The 20,612-nt window shown below is 35.7% G+C and carries 14 protein-coding genes; all 14 read right to left on the bottom strand.

From position 1 onward, the window contains the following. Nucleotides 1-13 precede the first annotated feature (13 nt). The gene (gene rsmH, locus O3598_RS00070) at nt 14-946 is read right to left on the bottom strand and encodes a 16S rRNA (cytosine(1402)-N(4))-methyltransferase RsmH (protein WP_287523899.1); all 933 of its coding nucleotides are present in this window, start codon (nt 944-946) and stop codon (nt 14-16) included. A gap of 9 nt (nt 947-955) precedes the next feature. Next, on the bottom strand, nt 956-1,387 hold the full coding sequence (mraZ, locus tag O3598_RS00065) for a division/cell wall cluster transcriptional repressor MraZ (protein WP_005376259.1): 432 nt from the start codon (nt 1,385-1,387) through the stop codon (nt 956-958). A 214-nt stretch (nt 1,388-1,601) separates the two neighbouring features. Beyond that, nucleotides 1,602-8,789: an ESPR-type extended signal peptide-containing protein gene (locus O3598_RS00060; RefSeq protein ID WP_371451341.1), complete on the bottom strand. Its 7,188-nt coding sequence runs from the start codon at nt 8,787-8,789 to the stop codon at nt 1,602-1,604. A 361-nt stretch (nt 8,790-9,150) separates the two neighbouring features. Next, nucleotides 9,151-9,471 carry a thioredoxin family protein gene (locus O3598_RS00055; RefSeq protein WP_005376372.1) on the bottom strand — a complete coding sequence of 107 codons (321 nt, stop codon included), beginning with the start codon at nt 9,469-9,471 and terminating at the stop codon, nt 9,151-9,153. A 9-nt stretch (nt 9,472-9,480) separates the two neighbouring features. Next, nucleotides 9,481-9,855 carry a CoA-binding protein gene (locus tag O3598_RS00050; RefSeq protein WP_205097000.1) on the bottom strand — a complete coding sequence of 125 codons (375 nt, stop codon included), beginning with the start codon at nt 9,853-9,855 and terminating at the stop codon, nt 9,481-9,483. Nucleotides 9,856-9,908: 53 nt separating this feature from the next. Further along, on the bottom strand, nt 9,909-10,856 hold the full coding sequence (gene gluQRS / locus O3598_RS00045) for a tRNA glutamyl-Q(34) synthetase GluQRS (RefSeq protein WP_371451339.1): 948 nt from the start codon (nt 10,854-10,856) through the stop codon (nt 9,909-9,911). Between the two features lie 100 nt (nt 10,857-10,956). Next, nucleotides 10,957-13,863 carry an insulinase family protein gene (locus tag O3598_RS00040; RefSeq protein ID WP_371451337.1) on the bottom strand — a complete coding sequence of 969 codons (2,907 nt, stop codon included), beginning with the start codon at nt 13,861-13,863 and terminating at the stop codon, nt 10,957-10,959. A gap of 223 nt (nt 13,864-14,086) precedes the next feature. Beyond that, the gene (locus O3598_RS00035) at nt 14,087-14,404 is read right to left on the bottom strand and encodes a hypothetical protein (protein WP_038124353.1); all 318 of its coding nucleotides are present in this window, start codon (nt 14,402-14,404) and stop codon (nt 14,087-14,089) included. 8 nt (nt 14,405-14,412) lie between these two features. After that, nucleotides 14,413-15,642 (bottom strand): aspartate kinase, encoded by a 1,230-nt coding sequence (locus O3598_RS00030; protein ID WP_005376003.1) that lies wholly within the window; start codon nt 15,640-15,642, stop codon nt 14,413-14,415. Nucleotides 15,643-15,875: 233 nt separating this feature from the next. After that, nucleotides 15,876-16,265: a class II SORL domain-containing protein gene (locus O3598_RS00025; RefSeq protein WP_005376230.1), complete on the bottom strand. Its 390-nt coding sequence runs from the start codon at nt 16,263-16,265 to the stop codon at nt 15,876-15,878. A 484-nt stretch (nt 16,266-16,749) separates the two neighbouring features. Beyond that, the gene (gene cobO / locus O3598_RS00020) at nt 16,750-17,292 is read right to left on the bottom strand and encodes a cob(I)yrinic acid a,c-diamide adenosyltransferase (RefSeq protein WP_005376054.1); all 543 of its coding nucleotides are present in this window, start codon (nt 17,290-17,292) and stop codon (nt 16,750-16,752) included. 82 nt (nt 17,293-17,374) lie between these two features. Beyond that, entirely contained in the window at nt 17,375-18,748 is a 1,374-nt protein-coding gene (locus tag O3598_RS00015; protein WP_287510159.1) for a cobyrinic acid a,c-diamide synthase CobB, read from the bottom strand. Between the two features lie 71 nt (nt 18,749-18,819). Next, complete coding sequence (cobI, locus tag O3598_RS00010; RefSeq protein ID WP_005376046.1) at nt 18,820-19,527, bottom strand: precorrin-2 C(20)-methyltransferase; 708 nt, start codon at nt 19,525-19,527, stop codon at nt 18,820-18,822. A gap of 92 nt (nt 19,528-19,619) precedes the next feature. After that, on the bottom strand, nt 19,620-20,474 hold the full coding sequence (locus O3598_RS00005; protein ID WP_287510157.1) for a sirohydrochlorin cobaltochelatase: 855 nt from the start codon (nt 20,472-20,474) through the stop codon (nt 19,620-19,622). Nucleotides 20,475-20,612 lie beyond the last annotated feature (138 nt).

The following is a 20,612-nucleotide window of genomic DNA, read 5'->3' as shown; positions in this document are numbered from 1 at the left end:
ACCCCTTCCAATACTACAATTTAATCCCTACTCTAAGTTTTGCACTTCTAGAACGAGGATTCATTTCTACTTCCCCTGCACTAGGCTCAATGGCCTTATTTTTAGCCTTAAGAACAGCCTTATGATGACATACACAAACTGGTAATTCTGGCGGACAAATACAAGCTGTACTTAGCTCTTTAAATGTTTGTTTTGTGATGCGATCCTCTAAGGAATGGAATGTAATAACACCAATTCTCCCCTTTGGCTTCAACATACTCACAGCATCTACAAAACTATCATGCAAAATAGCAAGTTCTCGATTCACTTCAATGCGTATCGCTTGAAATGTACGTTTTGCAGGATGCGGACCATCCTGTCTTGCTTTTGCTGGTATAGCTTTTTTTATAATTGACACCAGTTCGCCAGTAGTGGTAATTCTCTTTTCATTACGGGCTGCCACGATAAATTCAACAATACGTTTAGCCCAGCGTTCTTCACCGTAATCACGGATAATCTGTAATAATTTATCAGATTCATATTCATTCACGACGATTTCCGCAGTAATAGGTGCCTCTTTATCCATACGCATATCAAGAGGTCCATCATTCATATACGAAAAACCGCGTTCCGGTGTATCTAATTGATAACTAGAAACTCCTAAATCGAATATAAATCCATCAACTTCATAAATACCTTGCTCTTCTAAAGCATGTTTTAAATCTGAAAAATTTGTAGGTATCGTCATAACCTGACAAGTTAAATCAGACAAGCGTTGTCTCGCTACCGCTAAGGCATCTTCATCTTGATCTAAACCGATAATCATGCCTTGTGAGCTCAATCGTTCACCTACGGCATGAGAGTGACCAGCGCCACCTAAGGTACAGTCAACATAGATACCATCAGGATTGGTAACAACAGAATCCACCGTTTCATTCAACAGCACACTGACATGATTAAATTCCACGATAGCCTCCTACAACACAATGCCTTCTAATCCTTCAGCCAAGGACTCTACGCTGTCAGCCACTTCCGCATCATATGCATCAAAGCGTTCGCGGCTCCAAATTTCAACCTTATCACCAGTACCAATAATAACCGCATCCTTTTGTAGCTCAGCATGCTCACGAAGGGCGCTTGGCACTAAGATTCGGCCTTGTTTATCAAATTCAAGTTCTGCAGCACTACCAAAGTAAAATCGTTTGATAGCACGCGCATTTGCTTTATTAGATGGTAATGATTGTAATGTTTTTGAAAGTTGCTCCCAACTTTCGGCAGTATATATAGCGATGCAGTTATCGAGGCCTTTTGAAAGTACACAGTGATCACCTAGTTGTTCACGTATTTTGGCAGGTATAATCAACCGTCCTTTTGCATCTATAGTGTGATTATATTCACCCATGAACATCTAACATCACCGCCTTACAATCCTCATTCACCACTATATGGTAAATTTTACCACAATCCCCCACTCGTTACAATAAATAAAACATAAAAATTGGTGAAATTATGAATTTTCCTTCATCTTCAAATCAAAAGAAAACCGCGTAGCACGAGTGTACTACGCGGTTATACATACCTTAGATAGACAGGTATTCAGTGCCTACCTTTTGGGAGGTATCTTATTTAGTTGTCTTTTTAGCTACTTGAGGATTAGCAGCTAATACTTTTTCAAGCACTTCTTTAATTTCTTTATTTTGTGCTTCTAAGCTAGCAACCTTATCTTCTAGAACTTTTACAGTTGCTGGAGATGCAGGTTTGGAAGGTGCTGTAGGAGCGGAGCCTATACCAATAGTTACACCAGCATTTGCCATTACACCATTATCACCATCATAAGCAGCACCAGCGTGGAATAACAAATCAGGATTTGCATAATGAGCAACACCTAATGCAGTTGCTGTTTTACCTTTGTATGTTCCAACAGCTGCCATGATTTGAGCTTTTTGGCCTTCATGGTATTCAATAGGTTTCAATGCTGCCAATGCGGCTGCAGATGCACCTACTGTTTTAACTTCACGTTCTACACTACTAATGCGACGAGAGTTATCTTGAATTTGTGCTGTATGTTGTTCAATAGTTTCATGATCTTGCATTGTTAATGCACTTGCACGCAAGCTGTAATTTGCAGCTTCAGCTAATGTACTAATATCTGCAGTATTCTTGTTAACTTGTAAGCCCATTACATTGATACGTTCATTGTTTTCCAATGCAATCGCACCTACTGCCTTAGTTAATTTAGTATTGTCATTAACTTGATTTGTTACAGTAGCAATACTTTGTGTATTTGTATTAACTTGGTTAGATACTTCTGTTACACGATTATTAACAGTGTTAATATTAGTAGCATTTGCTTTCACAGATTCAGTAATACCAACAATAGCATTTGCATTAGTGGTTACACGGCTATCAATGTTTTTAATATTTTCTGTATTCACGCTAATATTCTTAGCATTTACATTGATATTATTGATATTCGTAGTAACTTGATTAGATACTTTAGCAATATTAGTAGTATTTGCTGTTACTTGGTTATTTACTTTTGTAATATTGTTTGTATTTTCAATAACGGATGCATTGATAGAGGCAATATTGTTAGTATTTTTGTTAACTTGAGCAGATACACTATTAATTGCTGCAGTATGTTCATCAACCTTGTTGATTACTTTTTGAACTGTTACGTTAGTATTTTGAATTGCTTCAGCATTTTGTTTGATAGCAGCTTTGTTAATATTGATATTTTCAGTATTGTGTTTGATTCTATCAGTATTAACTTCTACTTGGCTTTGAACATTTTTAATGCGTTCTTCGTTAGCGTTAGCTTTGATTGTATTCGCATTAACTTGTTCTTTTACCTTAGATACATCAGCACTTACATTTTGCAAATCTTTGATTGCTTGTGTATTTTTGCCAACTTGATCTTTCAAGCCAGATACATCTGATTGGATACCATTGATAATCTTAATATTGTTTTCAACCTTAGCATTCACATTTGTCACATCAGATTTAATGCTGGTTACATCAGATTTGATGCTTGTTACATCATTCTTAATATTTGTAACTTGATTATTGATGGTCTTCACATCATTCTTGATGTTTTCAACATTGTTGTTCACAATATTAATCTTCGCATCAACCTTCGCATTGATGTTAGTAATATCATTCTTCACGATAGTTACATCGGCTTTGATATTGTTAACATTCTTTTCAACATTTACTACATTAGCTTTAATGTTGTTAATGTTGGAAGTATTGTTTTGAATATTTACAGTATTAGCATTGATGACACTATTTTGAGCTTTAATGTTGTTTGTGATGTTTTCAACTTTCTTTTCAACATTAACGATTGTAGTGTTACCTTTACCTACTTGACCTTTCAAGGATTCAATAGCTTTCGCATTAGAATCAACTTTGCCGTTCAAGTTACCAATAGCCGCTGCATTTGCATCAATACGAGTGGAGTTAGCATTTACCTTAGCAGAAACATCTGCAATGTTTGCTGTATTACCAGCTACTTGTTTAGATACACTAGCAATAGCGTTTGTATTATTAGTTACATCAGTGCGAATTGCTTTAATATCTGCTGCATTCACATCAACTTTACTATTAATATTAGCTACATTATTTTGAATAGCTGTAATAGATTTACTATTGTTTTCAATAGATTTTGCATTCGCATCAACTTTTACATTTACATTATTGATCTTGCTATCGATATTTTTATTATTTTCAATAATCTTCGCATCGATATTTTTATCAACTTTGTTAATAATAGTTGTGTTGTTGTTGTTAATTGCAGTTTCAATATTCTTATTGATTACTGTATTGTTATTATTAATAGCAGTTTCAATGTTCTTGTTGATTACTGTGTTGTTATTAGTAATTGCGGTGTTGATATCGTTTCTAATCACAGTGTTGTTTGCTTCAATCTTAGTATTGATTGTATTTTCTACATTTGTGATTGTTGTACCAATTTTACCATTCAATTTCTTGATAGCATCTTCATTAGCAGAGATACGTTCAGAATGATGAATAATGTTGCCATCAATGTAATCAAGACGTTGATCATGACGATCTACGCGAGCTTTAAGACCTGCTACATCACCTTTAACGCCATCAATCTTAACATTTACATCACCAATCTTCGTATTAATTGTGTTGTTAATTTGTTTGTTGTTTTCATTGATTTTTACATCAATATTTTTATCAACCTTGTTAAGAATTGTAGTGTTATTTTCAGTAATCTTGTTATCGATAGACTTATTAATAACTACATTATTTTCATTAATTTTGTTAGTAATAGTGTTTTCGATATTTGTGATTTGAGTACCAATATGGCCTTTTAATTCATCAATAGCTTTAGTATTGGATTTCACACCATCTTCTACAACACTGATACGTGTAGAATGATCTGCGATGTTATCTTGTAAGTAATCCAAACGTTGATCATGACGGTCTACACGTTTAGTAAGACCTGCTACATCACCTTTAACACCATCAACTTTTACATTTATATTGTTAATAGCTGTTGTATTGTTTGCAATATTAGTTGCATTAGCATCAACTTTTACATTTGTTGCATCAATGCGTTTGCTATTATCTACGATAGCTTGTGCATTAACAGCGATATTCTTAGTATTGTTTGCAATGTTAGTAGTATTGTTTTCTACCTTAACATTCGTTTCGTTGATGCGTTTGCTATTATCTACAATAGCTTGTGCGTTTACAGCGATGTTCTTAGTATTGTTTGTGATGTTAGTAGTGTTATTTTCTACCTTACCATTGATATTAGTGATTTGAGTTTTAATATCGTTGATAACTGTAGAGGATTGACCTACTTTGCCTTTCAATTCATCAATAGCTTTAGCGTTGATATTGATATTCTTAGTATTATTTTCAATAGCAACCTTGTTGTCGCCGATAAACTTACGGTTTTCAAGGGCAATTGTACCAGCTACATTAATATCTTTTGTATTTTGATCTACGCGTTTAGTTAAGCCATCTAAATCGCCTTTAATACCATCAACTTTTACATTGATGTTATTAATATCACCTTTAATGCCATCCACTTTAACATTTACGTTGTTAATAGCTGTTGTATTAGCATCTACTTTAACGTTTGTTTCGTTGATACGTTTGCTATTATCTACGATAGCTTGTGCATTAACAGCGATATTCTTAGTATTGTTCGCAATGTTAGTAGTGTTATTTTCTACCTTAACATTTGTTTCGTTGATGCGTTTGCTATTATCCACGATAGCTTGTGCATTAACAGCGATATTCTTAGTATTGTTTGTGATATTAGTAGTGTTATTTTCTACCTTACCATTAATATTAGTGATTTGGTTTTTAATATCGTTGATAACAGTAGAGGATTGACCTACTTGACCTTTCAATTCATCGATAGCTTTAGCATTGATATTGATATTCTTAGTATTGTTTGCAATGTTAGTAGTATTAACCTTTACATTATCTTCAACAGCACTAATGCGTGTAGAGTTATCTACAATATTGCCTTCTAAGTAATCTAAACGTTGATCATGACGATCTACGCGACCTTTAAGGCCATCCAAGTCGCCTTTAAGACCATTTAAATCACCTTTAACGCCATCAATCTTAACGTTCACTTCACCAATCTTAGTATTGATTGTGTTGTTGATTTGTTTGTTATTTTCATTGATTTTTACATCGATGTTTTTATCAACCTTATTAAGGATTGTTGTGTTATTTTCATTGATTTTAACGTCGATATTTTTATCAACTTTATTAAGAATTGTAGTATTGTTGTTAGTAATAGCAGTTTCAATATTATTATTGATTACTGTATTGTTATTATTGATTGCTGTTTCGATGTTCTTATTGATAACAGTGTTGTTATTAGTGATTGCAGTATTGATATCATTTCTAATCACTGTATTGTTAGCTTCAATCTTAGCATTGATTGTATTTTCTACATTAGTGATTGTAGTACCAATTTGGCCTTTCAATTTCTTGATATCATCTTCGTTAGCACTAATACGTGTAGAGTTATCTACAATATTGCCTTGCAAGTAGTCTAAACGTTCGTCATGACGATCTACACGTTTAGTAAGACCATCTACATCACCTTTAACGCCATCGACACGGACATTAACATTATTGATTGCTGTTGTATTAGCATCAATTTTCTTGTTAACATCAACGATATTAGCATCGATTTTCTTGCTCAAGTCGATAACATTGTTATCAATCTTCGTATTGATTTCATTAACCTTATTATCAATGTTTGTGTTGATTTCAGTTACTTTATTATCAATCTTAGTATTGATTTCATTAACTTTATTATCTACCTTCGTATTGATAGACAAATCATTCTTATCAATCTTAGCATTAATTTCGTTAACCTTGTTATCAATCTTAGTATTGATTTCGTTTACTTTATTATCAACTTTTTTATTGATAGTAATATTATTATTATCAATTTTTGTATTGATAACATTTACATTATTATCGATTTTCTTGTTAATAATATTTACATTATTATCAATGTTTGCATTGATTTCAATTACTTTGTTATCAATTTTTTGATCAATAGCAATTACTTTGTTGTCAATCTTAGTATTGATTTCATTAACTTTGTTATCTACTTTTGTATTGATAGCGATGTCGTTTTGATCAATCTTCTTATTGATGTTTGTAATATCGTTTTTAATATTGTTGATATCTACTTGAACATTACCAATATTTTGACCAACTTTACCCTTCAAATCAGCAATGTCTTTTGTATTGATATTAACTTGATTTGTAGTATTGCTCAAATCGGTCTTAATGTTCTTAACATCATTTTCTACAGCTTGTAAACGGCCTTCATGGTTGCCCACGGCTTCAAGTACATAATTGATACGAGTTTTCGCATATTCTTGATTGCTATTAACGGTATTCGTTAAGTTTGTAATAGCTGTCGCATTTTTATTAATGTTTGTAGTATTATTCGCAATATTTACTTCATTAGCAGCAATGCGTTTACTATTGTCTACAATTTTTGTTGTATTGCCATCAACCTTAGCGTTTACATTGTTAATTGTAGTATTGATATTGTTAATGTCAGTTTTAATAACATTAATCTTAGCATCAACATCAGCATTCACTTTATTGATAATAGTTGTGTTGTTAGCATTAATTTCATTTTTAATTGTCTTATTAATTTCAACATTATTTTGTTTAATGCTATTGTCGATATTAGCGTTAATAATTGTGTTGTTAGCGTTAATTTTATTATCAATGTTTGTGTTTACTGTATTGATAATATTTGTTTTACTATTATCAATTTTAACGTCTACATCTTTATTAATTTGATTGATAATTTTAGTGTTGTTTTCAGTAATCTTATTATCAATTGTTGTGTTGATGTTGTTGATAGTAGTACCAACTTTACCTTTCAACTCTTCGATAGCTTTTTTATTATCATTGATGTCTTTTTTGTTATCGCCGATAAGTTTACGGTTTTCTATCGCAATAGTATTGTTGAAAGTGATATTTTTAGTGTTTTCGTTAACTTGTTTAGACAAGTCAGCAATAGACTTGCTGTTATTGTTAACGTTAACAGTCAAGTTATTGATAGCTTTACTATTAGCATCTACCTTAACATCTACCTTGTTAATATTCGCTTGTAATTCGTTTTTAACATTAGCAATATTTTGATTGATTTTTACATTATTTTCGTCAATCTTATTAACAATTGTTTTGTTAATTTCAACATTATTCGCTTCAATGCTATTTTTGATATTATTGTTAATAACAGTGTTATTAGCATTAATTTCATTCTTAATAGTCTTGTTGATTTCTACATTGTTAGCATTGATTTCGTTTTTAATGTTGTTATTAATAACAGTATTGTTGTTTTGAATACTTTCATTAATAGTTTTGTTTACTGTATTGATGATAGACGTATTATTCTTTTCAATCTTAGCATCAATATTTTGGTCTACTTTATTAATGATTGTTGTATTGTTATTTTCAATCTTAGCATCAATATTTTGATTTACTTGATTAATAATCGTTGTATTGTTATTTTCAATCTTATTATTAATCGTTTGATCAATATTTTGATTTACTTGATTGATGATAGTAGTGTTATTATTTTGAATTTCTTTTTTGATGTTGTTATTTACTTGATTAATAATATTCTTATTATTTTCTTCAATTTTAACATCAATTTTTGCGTTTACAGTATTGTTTACTTGATTAATAACATTGTTAGTAACCTTGTTGATAACATTTTTAGTTACATTATTTGTAACTTTGTTTTCAATGTTTTTCACACTGTTATTAAGTGTATCAACTTTTACATTAAGATTATTAATCGCTAATGTATTTTTAGATACCTTATCAGCTAAACAATAGAATTTACTATTAAGGCAGTTAACATTACCTTTCAATACGCTAATATTGTAAGTATTTTGGTTAACTTGATTTTTAATATTAGTTAAATCAACAATAACCTTACCAGAGCCTTGTTTTTGAGATTGTTGGCCCCATTGTTGTTGGTCTTGTTGTTGCCATTGTTGTTGATCTTGTTGATGTAAATCAATTGGTTGTTGTTCAACTGCTTGACTACCTTGGCCAGGTGTTAACCATTTTTGACTACCAATAAGATCAGTTCTATACCAATCTGCAGGTGTGGATGCAGAAGCAATGCCTCCACCCAAACTGGCACTTAACAAAATTGCAGCCACAATTGTAGTTGCTGTTTTTTGATGCGACTTAGCTAACTCAGATGTTACTACATATGCATTCTTAGTCGCACTCCATACTACTTTGAATACCTTATTCATATTAAGTTCCCTCCCAACTTATGCGGCTCTCACCCCGCACAGATGAAATAAATGAAAAATACTGGAATATACTTCACTAAATATTCACAATATCTAATTAAATACTAGCACAAGATATTTTAAAATTAAAGCGTTTTTTTAATAAGTTAAACTTATGCTTCATATTTTACTCATCGTTTTATATGGCAACAATCTTGAAAAAGCCTTGTTTATCAAATTTTTCCGATATAGAAATTTTCCTCTTCATTTTATATTTAATTAATATTTTTACTTGTATTTTTATTTACACAGATAAAAAAGGCCTATCAATGTATATGTATACATTAATAGGCCTTATATATTTTACCGTTTATTAATCTAATTAGAATTTAGATTCGATAGCACCTTGCAAATCACCTTTTGGTAAGAAACCAATTTTACGATCTACTACTTCGCCATCTTTCAAAATTACAAATGTAGGTAATACTTCTACTTGTAAATCACGTGCCAAGCTTGGTTCTTCATCAGCATTTACTTTTACAAAGTTTGCTTTACCTTCTAGTTCACCAGCGATTTCTTCAATAACTGGCATCATACGTACACAGTAACCGCACCATGGAGCCCAGAAATCAATAACTGTTACGCCACCTTGATTAAGAAGATCTTGATATTCTGCTGTTTTTAACTCTTTTAATTCGCTCATTATTTCCTCCTAAGGCAATTGAACTAATACACAATCTTGAATGTAATCCAAACCTACCTCTTTAGCCTTAGCTAAAACTGCTGGTTTATCCGCACCTGGTTGTAACCAAATCATCTTAATGCCCAATTGTTTACATTCATCAACTGCTGCAAGCCCAGCTGCTTCTGGTACAACAAAATCAACAACGCTAGGAACAACTGGCAACGAAGATAGACTTGGATAACAAGTATCGCCATCGATACTCGTTACATTTGGATTAACCGGATAGACTTCATATCCATGCTCTTTTAAGCACTTATAAATCTTATACCCAAACTTATCGGTTTTATGAGTGGCACCTATTACAGCCCAAACTTTTTCAGCTAATGCATCTTTAATAGTCATTCTTACCACCTCTTATATACTATTATATATTAATATCGAAAACTGTCAATATATTATATCGATTTTTTTAAAACGATATGTTCACAACGTAATTCTTCAGTTCGCACAGTATATGTTAGTAATGATTTTAAGGAGATGCTTGGTGCATCACATTTAGGAATAAATCCTGCTAACACGGCTAATTCACCTAAAATACGCTCTGCTGACCATCCAGTCTCTCTCAATTCTTTTACAGTTATACTTTTCTGCCGTTTTGAAAGCCTATGGCCATCGTTATCCATGAGAAGTGGTGCATGGCCATAGCATGGTGGCTCAGCCTGTAACGTACTATATAAATACATTTGTTGAGCCGTAGTTTCCAGTAAATCGTGCCCCCGAATGATTTCGGTAACCCCCATTGCTATATCATCTAGTACGACCGCCAAATTATAGGCATACATCCCATCTCCACGGCGCAATACAAAATCATCAATACCATGGCGCAATACAAAATGCTGCAGACCTTGGTATATATCGTTGAAATCCATAGTAGAATCAGTCACCTTAATACGCATTGACGGATTTTTTTCTAATCTCTTCAATTTCACTGTGGCACTATTTAAACTACGACAATGTCCATCATAATGATGAACGACTTCACCTCGATGAGGTGCAGAAGCAATGGATTGCAAGCGAGTACGATTACAAAAACATGGATAGATTAGACCTGTATTCTCTAATCGTTGTAAGACCTCATCATACATTGGCAACCGTTCACTTTGCCAGTATGATGGTTCTGGTCCACCCACACGAGGGCCCTCATCCCATTCAAAGCCAAGCCATTCTAAATCATCTAGCAAGGCTTCGCCAAAAGAACGCTTAGAGCGCTGCATATCGATATCTTCCATGCGTACCACATAGGTACCATGTTGGTTACGGGTCGATATATACGACAAAAGGGCGATCCACACATTCCCTAGGTGGATATACCCCGTTGGGCTAGGTGCGAATCGTCCTTTCATAAATAGTATCTCCTTATATGCACTCTAATAATATACTATTATATTAATACATTATTATATTAACACATGGTGAGGATGACCTCAGTTTACAAACTATATATTAGCCAAGGGATACAATGCTATCAAAGACACCAGCATCTTTGATTTTTTGTTCGTTACCCATAGAGCAAATATGATTATCCTTTAACACAGGTTCTACCACATCTGCAAGAGCTACGATATCTTCTGGCTTACAGGCAATGACTTGTTTTCTAAATGCTACCTTATCTTCAATATTGGCACCACTAAAGTATAGCCCCATGGCACGAGGGCCACGCAATGCTGGTGTCATTGGTAAATCAAGACCACTCATAGTGCCGATAATATATTTACGCATTTCTCGATCTGTTAATGTAAATTGACGTAAGTATTCAGGTAACTCTTTATATACATTAAGTGTTTCCACAAGATTTGGATCTCGATAGCTACAGAAAATCATATTTCCATCGTCGTAGAAGTTAGCAAATGCGCCATAGGCCCCACCTTGTACACGAATGCGAATCCATAAGTATTCATAACGCAAAATTGTTTCTAATACGCTCATAGCACCAACATGAGTAAATCCATGATCGATGAAATTACCACCTTGAGCCACATATTGAACCTTACCAGCTGTGACAATACCTTCATTGCTCGTTGTATGTTCTATGGTTAACACATTATTTGGCAATTCCTCTGCATTCCAAGTACTGAGCAATGGTTCCATTAACTCTGTAAATGGTACTAATTCATGTTCTTCACCTACAAACATGATTTCTACATTGTTAGAACGGAAAATCTTGCGAGCTACATCAGCTAATTTTTCTGGCAATAATGGTAATGCTGCAGGATTAGTAGCTAATTCGCTGATTTTTTGATAATACCCTAAATTACCGTCATCGCGGAATTTACCAACCTTTGATACCTTAGCCATTACCCGTTGACTAACGATGGTGTTTCCTCTACGGAACGCCTCATTATCCCAAATAGCTTTGCCTTCTTGTACAAGTTCTGTTAAACGCGTTACATCGGTGTATTGAGCATCGTGAATAACTTCATTTACGATGTTGCACAATTCAGGTAATTTAGCATGCAATACCTTACTACGTACAACCATGAGCGGTACGAATTCATCTCGTTGTCCTGCTTTACTAATGCCTGTAATATCAGCACTCAAACCACCAAGATTTAGATTGATTAATTTTGCCAAATCTTCATAAGAACGTTTGGATGTATCTACGCGGCCGATGATATCACTTAAGATATCTGCATAGAATAATTCGTCCTCAGTGAGGCAATCTAGCTTAAAATAGTAAGCCACATAATTGATACCCTTTGTGAAAGTAGGAACAAAATGAAGTTTTGTATGACCAATCGTACTTTCACGACGTTCCACATCTTCCACTTCTGGACTCAAATCAGACAATTCTAAAAGTGGAATAGTAGCTAGCGCTTCTTCACTATCTGGTGTCTCTTGACGAAGTTTAAGGCGTTTTGTTTGTTCAACGATACCTTCTAGCTCATCTTGTGACATAGAAGCTTTGATAGCTGCTAATTGTTCCTTAACATCTGCATCCTTTTTATCTTGCAATCCTTGTTCAGGATACAAGGATACGAGAGACTTATGATGATTATCCAATAAGGAATGACGAATCAAATCCTCAAAGTAAGAACCTTGAAGGCCTTTGCGAATATTAACTAATGCTTCTTCATAATGTAACAACTCAATTGGATCCTTACCGTATAACCAATTGTCCATCATGCGGATAATATAAGCTAAACCGATTGGACGACCACCAAAGTCGCTTTCACGAAGGGTAAACTCAATGCTATTAAGAGAAGCTTCTAATAATTCCTTGTCGATGCCATCCTTACAAAATTGTTGTAATGTAGATTCAACAATCTCTTGTAATTGACCTTGTTTATCCATATTAGAGCCGCTGGCTTGAACAACCCAAATTGGTTGACGGATGCTATCTAGGTAATAACCAGATACATCAGAACCAATGCCGGCTTTCACCAATGCTTGTTTTAAAGGTGCTGCAGGAGATGTTAATAAAGCATGTGTTAATACCTCAAAAGCAAGGCTTTGTTCTGGTGTTACATCGGGCAATACATAGGAGAATGCATGTAACGTACGATTATCCGTACTTTCATCAGAGCCTACACTATAAGGATATGTAATCACTTTACCTTCCTTAAACGGAGCCTGCTCAGTCACCTCAGTATCGATTTCAATAGCATCAAAATGGCTCAAATATTCATCGTTGATAAAGCGCAATTGTTCTTCAATATCCATTGTGCCATATAGGAAAATATAGCTGTTGGATGGGTGATAGTACACATCGTAGAATTTCTTGAATTTTTCGTAAGTCAAGTCCGTAATATTATCTGGATTACCACCGGAGTCAACACCATATGTTGTATCAGGGAACAAGGAATGCATCAATTCGCGTTCTAGTACGGAATCTGGAGAGGAGTAAACCCCTTTCATCTCGTTGAATACAACGCCCTTATACGTTAACTCATCATCAACAGAATCAAGCTCATAATGCCAACCTTCTTGCATCATAATTTCTGGATCCTTTGCTGCCCGTGGATAGAAAACAGCATCGAGGTATACATCCATTAAATTGTGGAAATCCTTGTCATTCTTGCTTGCTACAGGATACATCGTTTTATCCGGATAGGTCATAGCATTTAAGAATGTATTCAAAGAACCTTTTACAAGTTCTACAAATGGTTCTTTTAATGGAAATTTACGAGAACCACAAAGCACAGAGTGCTCCATGATATGAGCGACACCTGTGCTATCTTGAGGAGTCGTTCTAAAGGCAATATTAAATACTTTATTAGTGTCTGGTGAGTCAATATAAATAAGACGAGCACCAGATTTTTCATGTTTCATTTCATAGGCTGTACCATTGATTTCATCAATACGTTCTATGCGATCAAGGCGAAAACCAGAATATATTTTATTCAGTTCCATAGATACCCTTCTTTCTAATTTATTTATAATGTATATATATATGTAAAATCTTAATCTATTATTGACTATCTATTATACCACATTACGAAGATTTACACGAATTTTCAAGAATTATTATCAAATTACAAAGATTATCTATAACTTATTCTTATTTATGAGATATGAATGTTGCATATAATAACAAAATAAATTAGGACACCCTTATAGGAGTGTCCTGATTTTATTATTTATCTTGTTTGATTTGCCACTTTTGATTGCGTCGACTTGTCAAAAGCCCTTCGAGAACAACCTCAAATTGGCGAAAACTCATTGTATAGGGAGCATACATATCTGGTACTACCTTATAAGATATGGTCACCTCTGACGCATCATAATTATAAAATATACCATGTAAATTGCTCACTGTTGTATAGCCTGTCTGTGCTTGCTCTAATGTGGGGATAGGTTGTGTTTTTAAATTCGCTAATAAATCGCTAATAAAACCTTCCTTACGCCCTTGATCATCGAGCATTTCATCCATAAATGTGCGTAGACTATCCATCATGTATATTAGCCTCGTTCGTTTAACAAAAGACCATTATGAATAACACGAACTGCATCTTTTACGCGGTTTTGTGCAACCAAGCAAGAAATACTGATTTCAGAAGTACTGATGATTTCAATATTGATGCCTTCTTTACTAAGGATATCAAACATTTGAGCGGCTACGCCAGGTTGACCCAACATACCAGCGCCAATGATAGATACTTTTGCCATATTTTCATCAATATTAACAGCTTCGATATCAACAGTTTGTTGTAATTCTTTCAACACTTCACGTGCCAGTACCACATCATCAAGAGCAATTGTGAAGATAAGGTCAGTTTTAGGTTCACCTACGGAACGAATAGATTGAACAATCATATCCACATCAACATTTTTTTCTGCTAATGCTTTGAATACTTTTGCTGCAATACCAGGTTTATTTTCAACGCCCACAAGAGCTACTTTTGCTGTATTTGTATCATCGGCTACGCCTGTAATTACGTGTTTATTAGATTCCACGGTATAATCCTCCCGAATAATTGTGCCTGTATTATTACTGAATGTAGAACGAACATGAATTGGTACACCATAACGGAAACCCATTTCAACAGCACGCGGTTGCATTACGCCTGCACCTAAACGTGCCATTTCAAGCATTTCGCCATACGTAACTTCTTCTAGTTTAAAAGCTTCCTTTGCTACGCGAGGGTCAGTAGAGTATACACCTTCTACATCTGTAAAGATTTCACATACATCGGCTTTCATAGCGCCTGCTAAAGCAACCGCTGTTGTATCAGAACCACCACGGCCTAATGTTACCATGTCACCGTATTCGGTAATACCTTGGAAACCAGCAACAACAACGATATTGCCTGCATCCAATGCTTCGAATACACGATTAGGATCTACACCTAAAATACGACCCTTATTAAAGTTATCACTACTTGTAATACCTGCTTGATCACCAGTTAAAGAAATAGCCTTTTGACCGCGTTCATTAAACGCCATAGCCATCAATGCAATCGTTACTTGTTCGCCAGTAGACAACAAGCGGTCCATTTCACGACCATATGGTTTAGATGTTACTTGTTTTGCCAAAGATACCAAGTCATCTGTTGTATCCCCCATAGCAGATACAACTATTACAATGCGATCGTCCTCTTTCTTTTCATGAAGGACACGATCAACGATATTAAATATTTTCTCAGGTGTTGCAACAGAACTGCCACCAAACTTTTTGACGATTAATGCCACTATTATCCCTCATTTATCATTGTACTAAAAAATAACATGCATATACTTTACCACAAAACAAACCGCACTGTAAAGGGATATACAGGTATTTTTCCACTATAAAAGAACAAATTTCTTTTTATAGCGGACATACATTATATTTATAATCAATCGTTAATGTTCGTAACTTGTCATACGCTCCATTCAAAAAAGGCCAGCCCTAAGGCTGGCCTTTTACAGTCAAATACAATTTATTATTCAACTACGATAGCTTTTTCAGATTCCCATAAACCATGGATGTTGCAGTAAGATACAGCAATCAATTTACCAGATTTATTCAAGGATACTGCCAATGTACCTGCGGAAACTGCATGTACAGGACCTTCGTTTGCTGTTGCACCGTCACCATGTACGTTGAAGGATAATTCACCAACTTCGTAAGGCAATTGAGTACCTTCAGCTACGAAGTACAATTTAATCCATTCAATGTGATGTTCCACAGTGTTTGGATGAGCAATGTCTTTACCAACAGATAATTTTACGTCGAATGCTTCACCTGCTTTTACTTTATCAGCAGCTTCGATAACAGGAACGTGTTTTTCAGTAGCGAAATCGCCAGATTTAATGTAATCATGTACAGCCATAGTTAACCTCCTGGTTATAGTTATATACATACTTAATGTCTAAGAATATTAGCACCTTGTGCCTATGACTATATTATACATTTTCGATATAGTTTAATCAAGGACTTTTTCGAAAATTTTCTATTTATTTGTGAAGTGATGTGGGCTGTGGCTCCATCGGCCGGGTCTTCCTAACGGAAGGGCCAAAAGTCGCCACAGCCCACATCACTTCACAGCACTCTAGGAAATTTTCGGAAAACTCCATGGTAAGAGGGAAACACCGGCCGGGTCTGTCCCGTAGGGACAGGGCCAAAGTCGCCTCCGGAGGCCTACTATCGCTACATCATATAAAACTTTCAAGTATCACAAAAAGAGTGTGCGTCGGCCAAGCCTCGCACACTCTTGCTGCTTTTGTATTTATAAAATTGATACGATTTAAGTTTGATGAATGTTTGGCGCTACGCGCCTCCATCCATCTATAGGTCATTGGCTTCGCCTCGACCTACTAAAACTCGATTCCTTTTGCCGCTTTTATGCCTTTTTCATAAGCGTGTTTTACTACGTTCATTTCGGTCACTGTATCAGCGATGTCAATGATTTCAGGTTTTGCATAGCGGCCTGTTAGGATGACATGTAGTCGCTCTGGTTTTTGTTTAAGCATATCTACAACGGAGTTAACATCGATGAGTTCATAGTTAATGGCATTGTTGATTTCGTCCATAACGATGAGATCCCATTTGTCGGAGTTGACTTCTTCTACTAGTGTTTTCCACGCTTCTTGAGCTGCTGCTTTGTGTTTTTCTAGTTCTTCTACAGTAACTTTATCTCGGTTGTAGTAGATAAATCCTTTGCCCATGGATTTAATGGTAACCGCATCCCCCAGTTTTTTCAGGCCTTCTAGTTCACCGTATCCATGACCGCTTTTGATGAATTGTAGAATCAAAACTTTCAAGCCTTGTCCTACAGCACGTAAAACAACACCTAAAGCGGCTGTTGTTTTTCCTTTACCATTACCTGTATTTACGAGAATTAAACCACGTTCGCTCATTTCTATACTCCTATTATTTATGTCACACGATGTAGGGCTGCATCTATTGTTAATATGACGATTTAATACTAATATAATAGATTTATTTAGTATGACCAAAGGCTTCGCACATGTCTACAAAATGCTTTGCCCCTTCAAGAGAACCAGCAAAGTTAAGATGTAGATAGGATGCCAACACATTATCGGTGGCATACCCGCCATCATAGGACTGCGGTTTGCGGCCCCCTTCTAAGTGAAAGGCCCAAGGGAAATCTTCAATGGTTGGTTCCATGGTGGAGAAATGGAATTCATGACCATGCAAAGCTGTTCCTGTATTGCCAAGTAATGTATTGCGTTTAGCCGTTGCCGTTACATATCCTACCTTTTGCAGTTTTTGTTGCATTACACAATTGGCAGGCACAACACCAACTGTATCAAACACATTACCATCAAAATCGTGAATATGTTCACAAAGGTACATAAGGCCACCACATTCAGCATAGATAGGCATACTACATTGATTAGCTTTACGGATTGATTCCTTCATGGCCGTATTTTCGGATAAAGCCTGCAAGAACATTTCAGGGAAACCACCGCCAAATACGAGGCCATCTACATCAGGAATAGCGCTATCTTTTAAAGGGCTAAAGTAAACTAGCTCAGCGCCTTGAGCTTCAAGGGCAGATAAGCTGGCTGGGTAGTAGAACGAAAAGGCTTCATCATAGGCAACGCCAATTTTTGTTCGTTTGGTAACTCCCATGGTTGCATCAATCGGTGCCGACATAGGTGCTGCACTGGCCGCTACCTTATAGAGTGCCTCTAAATCTACCATAGATTCCACGGCATGCTGAATCGTTGCAATGGCCTCTGTAGGATCAACTTCTGTAACCGGTGTCAAACCAAGATGGCGTTCAGGAGAATGCATGCGATCATCACGGCGTATAGCACCAATAACAGGAACGCCAATTTTTTCCATACCTTCGCGGACCATACGTTCATGATTATCAGAACCTAAACGATTTAAAATGACGCCTTTAAAATCCACATCCTTATCATACTCTCTAAAGCCCATGGCAATGGCTGCTGCGCTTTCACCCATGGCCTTACAATCGATAACGAGCACAACAGGAGCACCTAATTGCTTAGCAATTTGAGCCGTACTGCTCACACCCTCTCGGCCACCATCATAGAGCCCCATAACGCCTTCAATAATGGCCAGATCTGCATCGCCCGACATGGATGCAAAAAATGTTGGCAATGTATCCGGTGGAACTAACCAAGAATCTAAATTATAACTTTCACGGCCCGATGCAATTTTATGAAAGCCCGGATCGATATAATCCGGGCCCACTTTAAAGGATTGCACCCCATGGCCACTTGCTCGATACGCTGCGAGAAGGCCCGCAACAATAGTCGTTTTGCCGACACCGGAATTGGTACCAGCTATAACAACACGTGGAATGGGTACAGTATTCATATGTATTACCTCTTATTAATACTATCTATACGGCTTTCACTAAAAGCATTCAGATATCAGAGTATAGTCAATTAACGATCTTTACGTTTTGCCAAAATTGTGGACAAATAGTTTAATTTCTTGTCCTTAGGCATATTATCAAGACCTACGAAAACTTGTTCATCAGGCAAGCCAACGCGAGAAATCATAACCGCGTCGTCAGCCATATTGTGTTTCAACAATACTTCTTGCACTTCATCAAAGTTTTTATACACCTTCATGATAACTGCATCATCGGCAACAGCCATAACAGCATCAATTTTTTCCTTAGGTGCAGTGGCTGGAACGATAGCCAAAACCTCTTCTTTTTCTACGATCGGATAGCCAAGATGGGAACCAATGGCACAGAATGCAGTGATACCAGGAATTGTTTCAATTTCAAAGCCTGTATTTTCAATCAAACGATATACGTACATATATGTACTATAGAACATTGGATCGCCAAGTGTTAAGAAAACAACATTTTTACCTTGTTCTAAATAAGATACGATAACGCGCTTAGCCTCTTCCCAACCTTCTTGTTGTGTAGCATCATCGAGCACCATTGGGAATACAACTGGAACGATTTCAGTATGTTCTTGAATGTATGGTTTTGCAATATTAAGGGCTACAGAACCATCTTTCTTTTCTGTTTTAGGTGTAATGATAACGTCTGCTTCGCCTACAATACGCGCAGCTTTCACAGTCATTAATTCAGAGTCCCCAGGACCAACACCTATGCCATATAATTTACCTTTCATGATGATTCTCCTATTCTATATTTCAATATGATTAACATTACTATTATACCTAATTTATTAAATATATTCAAAATGTTTGTGAAAGTCTACTCTTATTTCACATTCGGAATCGCTGGTCGATGACTGCTGCGCTTACCGTATATATCATCGATACAATCTTGAATATGTTGGCAATAGATATCTTGAATTTCTGTATATTCACCGAGGGCATGATGCATTTCTTCTACTTCATAACCAGCCTCTTTCAATACATTGACTACACTATCCTCTTCATCGCCAAATAAATCATTAAGCGCATGATCGCCAAGTACAAGGAGCAATGGGTGCACATAAATCTTATTAGGTTTCTTACCATCAAGCCATTCCCAAGGTACGGCCACATCCTCTACATAAGGAGCATTTTCCAAAGTGGCTACACGAACATGATTAAGGCCACTGCGAATCAATTGGTATTGCAAATAACCATATGCAGAATTACCAGAGCCTAAACCACCGTGACCAACTAATAATAAACCATCTTCATTGCTGACGGATAAGGATGTAACAAATGTGTCGATTAAAATTTGATAATCATTCGGGTGTTCTTCTTGGCCCATATAGTATACCAATGGTCTGCCTACTCGCAATGTATTCAGTTCTTGTGCCCGTTCGTGATTTAAAATATTATGTTTCAACTTATCAAATTCTTCACCACCAGTGAAGTGCAATGGTTGTACATAAATATCTGTATATCCTTCACCAATGAGAGCATCTAATGCGCCTTGCTCTGTAGGAATTTCAATACCACGGTCTCGTAAACGTTTTACAATGATACGCGATGAAAAGGCTAAACGCACTTCATAATCTGTATATTTCTCTTTAATACGGTTTACAACAGCATCAATTTGATGTTCACGAGCGGAATCAACTGTTGAGCCAAAGGCCACTACTAATATAGCTTGTTTCATAACGGTCTCCTTATCAAATATAATTCACTATTCATCATACCACATGCATTGCTATAGTTGGATACCATCCCCCGTATAAAGGTAATATTATAATTAACTTTCATACCCATATAGATGGATAACAAAAAGCATCCGCCT

This window comes from Veillonella atypica (assembly GCF_041431435.1).
GTDB lineage: Bacteria > Bacillota > Negativicutes > Veillonellales > Veillonellaceae > Veillonella > Veillonella atypica.
Note: the sequence above shows the minus strand (reverse complement) of the source record. Positions and strands in the feature narration are given on the sequence as shown.

What these genes read in the sequence shown, in the direction of transcription:
- mraZ (WP_005376259.1), bottom strand. Translation starts at nt 1,387, where the DNA reads ATGTTCATGGGTGAATATAATCACACTATAGATGCAAAAGGACGGTTG.
- O3598_RS00060 (WP_371451341.1), bottom strand. Translation starts at nt 8,789, where the DNA reads ATGAATAAGGTATTCAAAGTAGTATGGAGTGCGACTAAGAATGCATAT.
- O3598_RS00055 (WP_005376372.1), bottom strand. Translation starts at nt 9,471, where the DNA reads ATGAGCGAATTAAAAGAGTTAAAAACAGCAGAATATCAAGATCTTCTT.
- O3598_RS00050 (WP_205097000.1), bottom strand. Translation starts at nt 9,855, where the DNA reads ATGACTATTAAAGATGCATTAGCTGAAAAAGTTTGGGCTGTAATAGGT.
- gluQRS (WP_371451339.1), bottom strand. Translation starts at nt 10,856, where the DNA reads ATGAAAGGACGATTCGCACCTAGCCCAACGGGGTATATCCACCTAGGG.
- O3598_RS00040 (WP_371451337.1), bottom strand. Translation starts at nt 13,863, where the DNA reads ATGGAACTGAATAAAATATATTCTGGTTTTCGCCTTGATCGCATAGAA.
- O3598_RS00035 (WP_038124353.1), bottom strand. Translation starts at nt 14,404, where the DNA reads ATGGATAGTCTACGCACATTTATGGATGAAATGCTCGATGATCAAGGG.
- O3598_RS00025 (WP_005376230.1), bottom strand. Translation starts at nt 16,265, where the DNA reads ATGGCTGTACATGATTACATTAAATCTGGCGATTTCGCTACTGAAAAA.
- cobO (WP_005376054.1), bottom strand. Translation starts at nt 17,292, where the DNA reads ATGAGCGAACGTGGTTTAATTCTCGTAAATACAGGTAATGGTAAAGGA.
- O3598_RS00015 (WP_287510159.1), bottom strand. Translation starts at nt 18,748, where the DNA reads ATGAATACTGTACCCATTCCACGTGTTGTTATAGCTGGTACCAATTCC.
- cobI (WP_005376046.1), bottom strand. Translation starts at nt 19,527, where the DNA reads ATGAAAGGTAAATTATATGGCATAGGTGTTGGTCCTGGGGACTCTGAA.
- O3598_RS00005 (WP_287510157.1), bottom strand. Translation starts at nt 20,474, where the DNA reads ATGAAACAAGCTATATTAGTAGTGGCCTTTGGCTCAACAGTTGATTCC.